The 4,732-nt window shown below is 51.5% G+C and carries 2 protein-coding genes and 1 pseudogene; all 3 read right to left on the bottom strand.

From position 1 onward, the window contains the following. Positions 1 to 217: 217 nt before the first annotated feature. Positions 218 to 967: a succinate dehydrogenase/fumarate reductase iron-sulfur subunit gene (locus tag K2I50_RS00570; protein ID WP_068959807.1), complete on the bottom strand. Its 750-nt coding sequence runs from the start codon at positions 965 to 967 to the stop codon at positions 218 to 220. A 22-nt stretch (positions 968 to 989) separates the two neighbouring features. After that, entirely contained in the window at positions 990 to 2,969 is a 1,980-nt protein-coding gene (locus K2I50_RS00565) for a fumarate reductase/succinate dehydrogenase flavoprotein subunit (RefSeq protein WP_301024308.1), read from the bottom strand. A 381-nt stretch (positions 2,970 to 3,350) separates the two neighbouring features. Next, a pseudogene (locus tag K2I50_RS00560) lies at positions 3,351 to 4,010 on the bottom strand (succinate dehydrogenase/fumarate reductase cytochrome b subunit); the annotation flags it as partial. Positions 4,011 to 4,732: the final 722 nt, after the last annotated feature.

Below are 4,732 nucleotides of genomic sequence, written 5' to 3'. Positions count from 1 at the left end.
CCCTCATCACAAGCGAAAATATGCTCGACGATTGACCGCCCTGACGGTAACATTTATTATTAAACAAGCTCTAAGAGCCGGTTGTCAGACATAACGGCACCACAAAAGATAACCCGCGACACCGAAGGGTATATAAAAAGACTGCGGCGTAAACCGAAAATTCGGTTTACGCCGCAGCTTATTCAGTATATCGTCGAATATGTCGACTTAACCGGGATTACTCGGCACACTTGGCCTTGATAAACTCGCGGTTGAGACGTGCGATATTGCTAATCTTGATACACTTGGGGCACTCAGCCTCGCAGGCACCGGTGTTGGTGCAGTTACCAAAACCGAGCTCGTCCATCTTCATCACCATGGCGCGTGCGCGACGTTTGCGCTCAACCTGTCCCTGGGGAAGGAGGGCAAACTGGCTTACCTTGGCAGAAACGAAGAGCATGGCGGAGCCGTTCTTACAAGCAGCCACACATGCACCGCAGCCGATGCAGGTAGCCGAGTCCATAGCCATGTCGGCGTTGACCTTGGAGATGGGGAGGTTGTTGGCATCCTGTGCGCCGCCGCAGTTGAACGACACGTAACCGCCGGCCTGCTGAATCTGGTCGAAGGCGTTGCGGTTGACCATGAGGTCCTTAATCACGGGGAAGGCAGCAGAGCGCCAGGGCTCTACAGTGATTGTCTCGCCATCCTTGAAACGGCGCATGTAGAGCTGGCAGGTGGTAGCACCTGTAGCGGGGCCGTGGGGATGTCCGTTGATATAGAGCGAGCACATACCGCAGATGCCTTCGCGGCAGTCGTGGTCGAATGCGATTGGCTCCTCGTGGTTGTTAACGAGCTGCTCGTTGAGAATATCGAGAGTTTCAAGGAACGAGGTGTCGGTATCGGTCTCCACGGTATAAGTGCGGAACTCACCTTTTTCCTTAGGACCGGCCTGACGCCAGACCTTGAGATTTACAGTCATATTTGCCATGTTGTAGAAAATTCTTTAAGAGTTACGACTTATAGTTACGTGTCTGTACCTTTATAGCCTCGTAGTGGAGGGGCTCCTTGATAAGTTCGGGAGCCTTCTCATCGCTTCCCTGGTAATCCCAGCAGGCTACGTAGAAGTAGTTTTCGTCGTCGCGCTTAGCCTCGCCTTCCTCTGTCTGGTACTCTTCGCGGAAGTGGCCGCCACAGCTTTCGTTGCGGTTGAGAGCATCGTAAGCCACGAGTTCGCCCATTGTGATGAAGTCCTTGAGGCGGAAAGCCTTGTCGAGCTCATTGTTCATGCCATCAGCAGTGCCGGGTACATAGAGGTTGGTCTCAAACTCCTTGCGGAGAGCCTTGAGCTTGTCGAGAGCGAGGGTGAGGCCTTCCTTGGTGCGGCCCATACCTACATATTCCCACATGATGTGGCCGAGCTCCTTATGGAGAGAGTCGACAGAGCGCTTGCCCTGAATCTTGAGGAACGCGTTCTGAGCCTCCACACATTTCTTTTCAGCTTCAGCAAATTCGGGGCCGTCGGTGCCGGGGCAGGGAACGGTAATCTGGTCGCTGAGGTAGTTCTGAATTGTGTAGGGGAGCACGAAGTATCCGTCGGCAAGACCCTGCATGAGCGCAGAAGCGCCGAGACGGTTAGCGCCGTGGTCGGAGAAGTTGCACTCGCCGATAGCAAACAGACCCTTGAGAGAAGTCTGAAGCTCGTAGTCAACCCAGATACCACCCATTGTGTAGTGGATAGCGGGGAAAATCATCATCGGGTTGTAGTAAACCTGACCGTTGATTTCGCTGCCTTTCTCGCCGGGGTTGACATCGGTAATCTCCTCGTACATGTCGAAGAGGTTGCCGTAGCGCTGGCGTACAACATCGATGCCGAGGCGGTTGATGGCCTCAGAGAAGTCGAGGAATACGGCGAGGCCGGTGTTGTTGACACCGAATCCCTTGTCGCAACGTTCCTTGGCTGCACGCGATGCAACGTCGCGGGGCACGAGGTTGCCGAATGCGGGATAGCGGCGCTCGAGATAGTAGTCGCGACGCTCTTCGGGAATGTCGGAACCCTTGATTTCACCACGCTGGAGCTTCTTGGCATCCTCGATATCCTTGGGCACCCAGATGCGGCCGTCGTTGCGGAGCGACTCAGACATAAGTGTGAGCTTCGACTGCTGGTCGCCGTGCACAGGGATACATGTGGGGTGAATCTGTACGTAAGAGGGGTTGGCAAAGTATGCGCCCTTGCGGTAGCAAGCCATAGCGGCAGAGCAGTTGCAACCCATAGCGTTGGTCGAGAGGAAGTAGGCGTTGCCGTATCCGCCGGTAGCGATAACTACGGCGTGGGCGGCGAAGCGCTCGAATTTGCCGGTAACGAGATTCTTGGCGATGATACCGCGGGCACGGCCGTCGATCATTACCACATCGTGCATCTCGTAGCGGTTGTAGCTCTTAACCTTGCCGAGGTTGATCTGGCGGTTGAGCGAGCTGTATGCACCGAGCAGGAGCTGCTGGCCGGTCTGGCCCTTTGCGTAGAATGTACGCGACACCTGTGCGCCACCGAACGAACGGTTGGCGAGAAGGCCTCCGTATTCACGGGCAAAGGGTACGCCCTGTGCCACACACTGGTCGATGATATTGTTGGACACCTCGGCCAGACGATATACGTTGGCTTCGCGGGCACGGTAGTCACCACCCTTTACAGTGTCGTAGAAGAGGCGATACACAGAGTCGCCGTCGTTCTGATAGTTCTTTGCGGCATTGATACCACCCTGCGCGGCGATAGAGTGGGCGCGGCGGGGGCTATCCTGTATGCAGAAGTTAAGCACGTTGAAACCCATCTCGGCGAGAGTCGAGGCGGCGGATGCGCCGGCAAGACCTGTACCAACCACAATCACCGACAGGCGGCGCTTGTTGGCGGGGTTCACGAGCTTCTGGTGAGCCTTATAATTGGTCCATTTTTCAGCGATAGGACCTTCCGGGATTTTGGAATCAGCCGGATTCATCACTTTTACTTTGTCTAAATCGGTAGTTGCCATATCGCTTGATTAGTTAGCGGGTTCAACATTAGTTTCGGTTGCGTCGTCGCAAGCAGCGGCGGCACATTCAGTCTTTGAGCCATTGAGGTAATCAACAAACTCAAGCACACGACGCCACTGGCCGATAGTCTCGATCTGCTTTTCGATACGCTCGGGAGTAGCCTGATACTGAGCAGCCATTTCGGGGTTGCTCTTGAGCTCCTGCATCTGAGCCTCGGCAGCCTTGAGCTCTTCGGCAGAGGGGAGCTGGTCGTAGTCAAAACGGTCGGCGGGCACACCTACCATCTTGCCAAGCACTTCCTTGTACTGGTCGCGGAGAGCGGCGTCCTTCTTGTAGAAGTCGTTGTTGGCGTTGACTGTGAATACGATAGCCTGAGCGATAAAGAGCACGATTACGATTGATGTCCACCAGCAGCCGATTGTCTTAAGACGGGCAACCCATACGTTGTTGTCCCAACCGATAGTGTGGAACATCGACCAGAAGCCATGGTTCATGTGGAACCAGAGTGCTACGAAACCGATGATATAGATAACCGGAGTAGCCCAGCAGCTGAATGCTTCCTGAATAAACAGGGTACCCATCGAGGGGGGAAGCACCTCTTCTACGCCACGAATCTCAACGAGCTGCATCTTTGCCCAGAACTGAATCAGGTGGACAACGAGGAATGCGAGCACTACGATACCGAGCACTAGCATGTTCTGAGACGACCATTCAACACCCTTGGGGATAGAGTTGATGGCATAGCGGTTGTTGCCACGGGCCTTGCGGTTCTGCAGAGTCAGCCACACGGCATAGATAATGTGAATGATGAAGAGCACGGCCAGGCCCATAGACGCTACGAGAGCGTACCAGTTGGCACCCAGAAACTCGCAGATCACGTTGTAGGAAGCGGGATACACGATCGCTACCGCGTTCATCAAGCAGTGGAAAGTTACAAATAGGACGAGGCAGATGCCGGTAACGGCCATCACCAGCTTACGTCCTATAGACGAGCTTGTTAACCACATAGTAGTTTAATTTGGATTAAGTTAGTTATGTTATTTGATGTTCTGAAATACGGTATTGGGGGGGTGCTCTCATACAGAGACACAGCTTACAAAAGAAGACTCCTGTATGCTTTTAGACCAACGCTCAATCTTGCTGACAAAAAGGCATTATCGACTTGGATATGCAAATTTAAGACAAATTACAAACCGACACAAACATTACGGAAAAAATTCGCTAATTTATCCTGTCACAATTTTTTCAGACATATATGCCAACAGCGCCTCACAAGGGCATTTTCAGGAACAATCCACACGATTATAGCCATTTGCGAAGCCAATTATATGTTATAAAACATAAATCAAAAAATTCCCCTTAAAATTTTGTGATAATGCAATCAAAAATGGCTAAACTTGCATATGATTTCGCGCAAATCAACACATGATTACATATATCATGCCTTGTATAGTACGATTTCAACCATTCTAACATAAACACATAATAATAGCTTTTAGTAAACTTATAGTTTAATTTTACCTTAAAACCACCAGACAGACATTAAAATCTACATTCTAAGAACTCTAAAACAGTAGATAGATTTCTCATGAATGGAAAGGCGGCAGAACTTGTGATAAGCAACGCCGTCTGTTTTTTTTGCCCATACGTAAAAAAAAGCACATAGCCTGCAAAAGCCATATGTATTCCCACCGGGGTGGCAATACATACATAATATATATGTATATAG

This window comes from Muribaculum sp. (genome assembly GCF_029051885.1).
GTDB lineage: Bacteria > Bacteroidota > Bacteroidia > Bacteroidales > Muribaculaceae > Muribaculum.
This window is presented reverse-complemented; position numbering and strand designations above follow the sequence as displayed.

What these genes read in the sequence shown, in the direction of transcription:
- K2I50_RS00570 (WP_068959807.1), bottom strand. Translation starts at nt 967, where the DNA reads ATGGCAAATATGACTGTAAATCTCAAGGTCTGGCGTCAGGCCGGTCCT.
- K2I50_RS00565 (WP_301024308.1), bottom strand. Translation starts at nt 2,969, where the DNA reads ATGAATCCGGCTGATTCCAAAATCCCGGAAGGTCCTATCGCTGAAAAA.